Annotated in this window: 4 protein-coding genes and 1 other annotated feature; of the genes, 1 reads left to right on the forward strand and 3 read right to left on the reverse strand. The window is 41.3% G+C overall.

Going from position 1 to position 6214, the window contains the following annotated elements:
• Positions 1-7: 7 nt before the first annotated feature.
• From metA to ACEN4L_RS10345, 3 genes are all read right to left on the reverse strand, one after another.
• The gene (gene metA / locus ACEN4L_RS10335) at positions 8-940 is read right to left on the reverse strand and encodes a homoserine O-succinyltransferase (protein ID WP_407097136.1); all 933 of its coding nucleotides are present in this window, start codon (positions 938-940) and stop codon (positions 8-10) included.
• A gap of 58 nt (positions 941-998) precedes the next feature.
• Positions 999-1268, reverse strand: a binding site (T-box leader).
• Positions 1269-1384: 116 nt separating this feature from the next.
• Positions 1385-1717 carry a hypothetical protein gene (locus ACEN4L_RS10340; protein WP_092481200.1) on the reverse strand — a complete coding sequence of 111 codons (333 nt, stop codon included), beginning with the start codon at positions 1715-1717 and terminating at the stop codon, positions 1385-1387.
• 280 nt (positions 1718-1997) lie between these two features.
• Entirely contained in the window at positions 1998-4148 is a 2151-nt protein-coding gene (locus ACEN4L_RS10345; protein WP_407097137.1) for a choice-of-anchor J domain-containing protein, read from the reverse strand.
• A 1176-nt stretch (positions 4149-5324) separates the two neighbouring features.
• Between ACEN4L_RS10345 and ltrA the strand changes: the two genes are divergently transcribed.
• Positions 5325-6214, forward strand: an 890-nt coding sequence (ltrA, locus tag ACEN4L_RS10350; protein WP_407097138.1) for a group II intron reverse transcriptase/maturase, incomplete at its 3' end; no start/stop codon positions are given.

Consider the following 6214-nt stretch of genomic DNA (forward strand, 5'->3'; position numbering starts at 1 on the left):
TCCTTTTTTATGGCTTTCCAATAGATTGTTCTGCTTTATCAGTGCTTCCATTGTAGACAATATAATTCAACCAGTTGCTGACAAGTAAATGAGCCGCAGACCGCCAACGAACTAATGGCGATTTAGATGGGTCATCATTTGGATAGTAATTTTTGGGAACGGCGATTGACCGCCCTTTTGCCAAGTCTCGCATATATTCTTTTTCCAATGTATTCGCATCGTATTCCGCATGCCCGGTAATGAACACTTGCCGATTATCCCGACTGCGAATGAGGGCGACCCCTGCTTCATTTGACTCCGCTAGTATTTCCAGCTCAGCTGTTTTTTCTATGGATTCTTTATGGATTCCAGTATGGCGGGAATGGGGGAGGTAAAAGACATCGTCCATTCCCTTAAGAAGACTTGCTTTGGAATCAGATACGCTATGTTCAAAAATGCCAAATAGTTTCTCTGACAAAGGGTATTTATCCAACCCGTAAAAATAGTAGAGGCCAGCTTGAGCGCCCCAACAGATGTAAAAAGTGGAGTAAACATGGCTCTTGCTCCACTCCATGATTTCTACCAGCTCAGGCCAGTAAGCAACCTCTTCAAAAGCAAGATGTTCTACTGGAGCGCCGGTGACGATCATCGCATCGAATTTTTCATCTCGAACTTCCTCTAAGGTTAGATAGAACTCAGCCTGATGAATAGCCGAGGTATTCTTCGATTGATAGCTCTTCATGCGCAAAAAAATCACTTCTACCTCCAGCGGTGTATTTCCCACCAACCGCAGCAAGTGCTCTTCAGTTGTTTCTTTCAGCGGCATCAAATTCAAAATCAATAATCGTAAGGATAGTTTCTTCTGTTCTGCACTTACCTCGCCTTCCATATTTTGGATGTTCTCTCTGGCTAGCTTTTGTGCAGCCGGTAATTGTGGATCAACCCTTATCGGCACGATCATCCCTCCTATTTTAAAAAAAGTTCATAAAAAAATCCGCCCCTGCACAAAAAAATCTTTGTGCAAGGACGGAAGAAAGTTCATCTCTCGTGTTACCACCTTGTTTCGTAAAAGCCTCACAGCTTTTACCTCATCCAGTACGCCGAGTTCATTTGACTCAATTATACTGTGACACTATAACGGGCGTACCCGTATTCATCTAAAGTCCAATGGAACTGTCGACAAATCCACTCCAAGGCCATTTTCCATTTCAATTCCACTACCCCTTCTCACCAATAGGGGTTCTCTTTGAGTTTCCTGTAAAATGTACTTTCCTCTTCACTGTGTTTTCTAATCATTATTTAATGTTTGTTATTTTCATCTAATATAACAAGCAAATGTTCAAGTGTCAATCATCAAATTAACTTAAAATTCATCTAGCAAAACGCCTGTCCATTTGAAACACTGTTACTCGGAAATTATATTTTTGTGTATCACCATCGCGCTAACGATATTTAATAGGATAGTTACAATAAGAAGCACCGCGGATACCCAGTTTAAGGTGCTAGTCGTATCCATCAGTGCAGTCCAATCTTGAATTTGGACTAAGTAATTGTTAAAGGAAATTTGAAGCCATAAGGCGCCAGCACAGGCCCCCATACTCAACAAGGGCAGGACAAATGGAAATTTAGTTTTTCTTTTTTTGTATCGTACTATACTAACAACGGGAATGAACCAGGCAACCAAGCCCAAAATTAAACTCCCCACATTAAGCCAACCGTAATCAAATGAATCAAACATAATAATCTCCTTTCACGATTCTCGTAGTATGTGTCTGCATAGATTAATTAGTTGTATTATAGCCTAATGCTGTTAAGAAAAATATAAATTCGCAGCCTTCTTCTTAACCCAATTTTTCTTTTATCTTTTATATATGTAATTCTTTAGTTTGAGTACACATTTTTATGTAAATTTCTCCTTTACTATCATAACGGAAACTGCTCTCATAAAAAGGCACTACAAGGATATTGAAAGCAGCAGCAAAAAAACGAGCCGGTTATCCCGACTCGTTTCCACTTAACTATTTGTTCCCTTTGCCGTTATTTCCTGAATTTCCGTTGCCATTTCCGTTGTTTTGTTTCAACTGAATCTCATAAGTGAATTCTACAGGATCTCTTTTCCCAGCCGGAGCTGCGTAAGTCGTAATCATGTAGTTTTTCCCGTTTTGGAACAGTTGATTCAATTGCAACGCATCTTCTTGAGTCACATTAAATGGATCGACCTCAATGACTTTCGTGTTTGTCTTTTGGCCTTTTCCATTGCCTACTACACGTTCATTGATAAAGCTGACCGTGTAGTGAACATATTTGCCCGTAGCTTCATCTAACGTTTTAAATTCGTCGGTAGATGATCCATCATTGGCATAGCCGATTTCCGGGATGGAAATATTGTCGACATACCAACCGGCTTCGTTACTCGCCCAGTCTGTTAAATAACGGAACGACAGCAAGACCGATTCGCCTGCATAAGCCGATAAATCAATGGATTCCTCTTGCCATTCCTCGTTCACTCCCGTAAACCCTGGGAGATTTTCCACAATTGTTGGGTAAACACCATCTGCTGTATCACTGCGTGTGTTTTCATTGGCTAAACTTTCCCATGTAGCTCCACCGTCCGTTGAAACTTGTACAAATCCATAATCCCAAGTGTCTTCAATTTGAAGGAGTTGGTCAAATTCTAAAGTAGCTGTCTCTACTCCTGTCAAGTCAGCTTCGAAGATTAACCGGTTGTCTGCTTCATCTCCTTGATTCCCCCAGAAAACAGTGTTGTCTGCGTTCAACGGATCCGCAACTTGTTGCCACTGTTGAGGAAGGAAATCGACCCCGTTGAAGGAGATGTTGTCGATTTTGCTTTCAAATTTCAGTTCTTTGAAGTCACCGCCCCATGCCGGGACACCAGACTTCTCATAGAGTTCTGACTTTTCAAAGTTGACGGTAATGCCTCTAGGAGTCCCAGCATTATCTACAGGAACCTCGCGTAAATCAATGCTGTTAAAAGCATACTCTTCATTTCCGTGGCGATCATTATCCAACACTAAAGCAGCCATAAAATTCTGATACAGCTGAGTAAAGTCTAATCCTGTTCCGTGATTCGCCAGCGTTTCATTGACACTCTCGATCCCTTGTTTGTCACTCAATGCCAGGTCACGAATAAACTCTTGGCCAAATTGATCATTCATGTATAAAGTAAACAGGTACACTTGCCCATAATCTGCAATCGTTTCTGGTCCTGTTTCCGCGTAACGGTGGTCATCCCAATTGACGAGCGAATTCTCCGGATGATCCAAGTAATAATTGATGGCCCCTGTGTTGTGACCATATCCTCCAAGATACTCAGAGAACGTTGACATCCCTTCATTGATCCACGTTTCTTCCGCTTCATCATTGTCCGCGTGAATCAAATGCTGCAGTTCATGAATGGTTGTTCCAAAGTACGTAGGGTCTAAACGATTCTCCCAATCCAATGTATCCACCGTAATCATATTACGGTCCGTATAAAGTTCCAATGTCTGCCAGAAAAATCCTGCCACATAATTCGGATATGTCGGATCAAAGTAATTTTCATCTTGCACGTTATCCACCATCAGCATGACTTTCTCACTGCCGGCATAGTAATCATCCGGAATACCCATCGATTCTAGTAACGCATTCGTCCCATCTAAAACATCTGGTGTTCCAAAAAAGGACGTCGCTTGTGGATAGATGTTGCTGTCAAATTCAGTCCGCAACTTGTCCACTTGTGCTTGTGTCACTACCGGATCTGGACGAGGATCGCCTTCTGGATAGCCAGTATCATTCGCTACCCAAATCTCAACGTTCTCTCCCACACTGCGCAATGTGTACTCTTTCAATTGCAAATTGTAATCCAAGAAAAGCTTGGTTCCGCCATTATATGTAAAATTTTCTTCAGCTGCAATGTCGGAACTCGCTTCAGCAGAATCAAAATTGATGTCAGCTGTTTGTTGTTGTACTTTTTGTGCCGCTTCTTCTAAAAAGGCTTCATCTTCTGAGAGAGTCTCCAGATAAGTATCCACATCCAGCGTATCCCCATAACGCTCTGAATCCCATGCTGTCCCCTCAGCTGAAACAGGTGAACTGGCAACAAGTGGGCTGACTAATGATAACCCCACTGCGCTTAATGTAACCAATGACGATAATTTTTTCTTCTTCATTCCTTTTCCCCCTTTAAATTATCCACATCAAAAAAACTATAAGACCAAACTCACCTTCCTCATTAAAAATAAATACTTCTCACTAAAATTTAACTAAACTGAATTCAAAATAACATAAAGTATAATTATGAGCAAGTTTTAGGTTCTTTCGTTATCAAAGTAATGGCTTCGCTAGCATTATTGAAAAGGAAAAAAATGTCATAAAATATCTTTTGATATTTTATGACAAACACTTTACTATCAAATTAAGTCCATCCATCAAGACACAAACACGTTGGATTAGATCAGCAGAATAAATACAAGTATGGAGTCCCGCTAAGGATTTTGGTGAATGGATTTCACAAATGAGCTTGCTGCTGCAAGATGAACTAGACGACGTTTCCCTCCTCACTTCTTTCTCCGCCTTTTTTATATCATGCATCATTATTGCCATTATTATATCCCCCTAAAATCCTATTAAACAACTGATAACATGGTTTCGAGACTATTTTTTTAGAGTCTATCGATGTTCCAACAGCTGATGAATACAAATGGGGAATCGACCACACGAACCGACACCAGATGGCACGATCGTTGCCCCCAGAAATGAAAAATAGATGCTGAAAAAAGAACAATTTACCTTTCCGTTCCTTTTTTATTCGAATCACCGTAAAAAGGGAACGCAAATTTTGTTTGCGTTCCCTTTTTTGTTCGCCCAGCATGGGCGAACTCTAACGGGTACAAGTCCCGAATGCAACCTGACAGTGGTAAGCATATAGCTGACGGCAAGGGTGTCCACCGTGAGGTGGAATCTGAAGCCCAAAGCAAAACTCTGGTCTGACGAACAGAAATCACATAAGAGGTGAGTCGAGTGGATAAGGCTGCGAAAGAAGCTGAAGTCCGATAACTGTTTTAACTCGAAGCATACATGTGGCAGATAGATGGAGTGAAAGAGTTCGCACCTTAACTGGGGAGGTCTCATGGTGTTATTCCAAATACACTTAGTGATAAGTGCTTGACCCATGAGAAGTCAGCCGAGGTCGTAGTAGTGAAGACAGCTAGTGAAAGCTAGAAAGAGCGAAGGACTGAACAATTTTATCGTTACAAACATCTTTATTGGAGGTCGCCGAAGACTACTGGCTATAACAGCGTAAAAGTAGATAGCTGCCTTACGAGAACAGAAAAGGAGTAACAAACATGCATGGAAACAGGACATTGGATAGAATCCTATCCAGAAACAATTTAAACGAAGCCTTTCGACAAGTGGAACGGAATAAAGGTGCCGCAGGCATTGATGGTATGTCTATAGAAGTGGCTAAAGAATATCTTCGTCAACATAAAGAAGAACTTGTTCATGACATTCGTCAACGACAATATCAACCTAAACCTGTGAGAAGAGTAGAGATACCTAAAGCATCGGGTGGGGTCAGATTACTGGGGATACCGACAGTGATTGACCGGGTTATTCAACAAGCGATTGCACAAGTTCTGACACCTATTTTTGAGGAACACTTTCACAATAGTAGCTATGGCTTTCGTCTAAATCGTAACGCTCATATGGCTATAGCCCAAGCGCTAAGAGATATAAACGAAGGGTACCGTTGGATTGTCGACATTGATCTAGAGAAGTTCTTTGACACAGTTAACCATGACCGACTGATGAATCTGGTTTCTCGGAAAATAACGGACGGGGATGTAATATCGCTTATTCGGAAATATCTTGTGAGTGGTATTATGGTCAACGGACAATACAAGGAAAGCCAAGTAGGCACCCCCCAAGGGGGAAATCTTTCTCCATTATTGAGTAATATCCTCTTGAATGAACTCGACCAAGAACTTGAGAAAAGAGGATTACACTTTGTTCGATACGCAGATGACTGTATTATTTTCGTTAAGAGCGAATTCGCAGCAAGGCGCGTGATGCGTTCGGTTACACGATATATTGAGGAAACACTGGGGCTAACTGTTAATGCGACTAAATCGAAAGTCATTAAACCAAATAATCCAACATTTAAATTTCTGGGATTTGGATTCTATTGGTCGAAAGCAGACAAAGGCTATCGAGCAAAGCCCCATGCCATATCAAT

Origin of the sequence: Desemzia sp. FAM 23988 (assembly GCF_045528365.1) — a bacterium.
Lineage (GTDB): Bacteria > Bacillota > Bacilli > Lactobacillales > Carnobacteriaceae > Desemzia.

What these genes read in the sequence shown, in the direction of transcription:
- metA (WP_407097136.1), bottom strand. Translation starts at nt 940, where the DNA reads ATGATCGTGCCGATAAGGGTTGATCCACAATTACCGGCTGCACAAAAG.
- ACEN4L_RS10340 (WP_092481200.1), bottom strand. Translation starts at nt 1,717, where the DNA reads ATGTTTGATTCATTTGATTACGGTTGGCTTAATGTGGGGAGTTTAATT.
- ACEN4L_RS10345 (WP_407097137.1), bottom strand. Translation starts at nt 4,148, where the DNA reads ATGAAGAAGAAAAAATTATCGTCATTGGTTACATTAAGCGCAGTGGGG.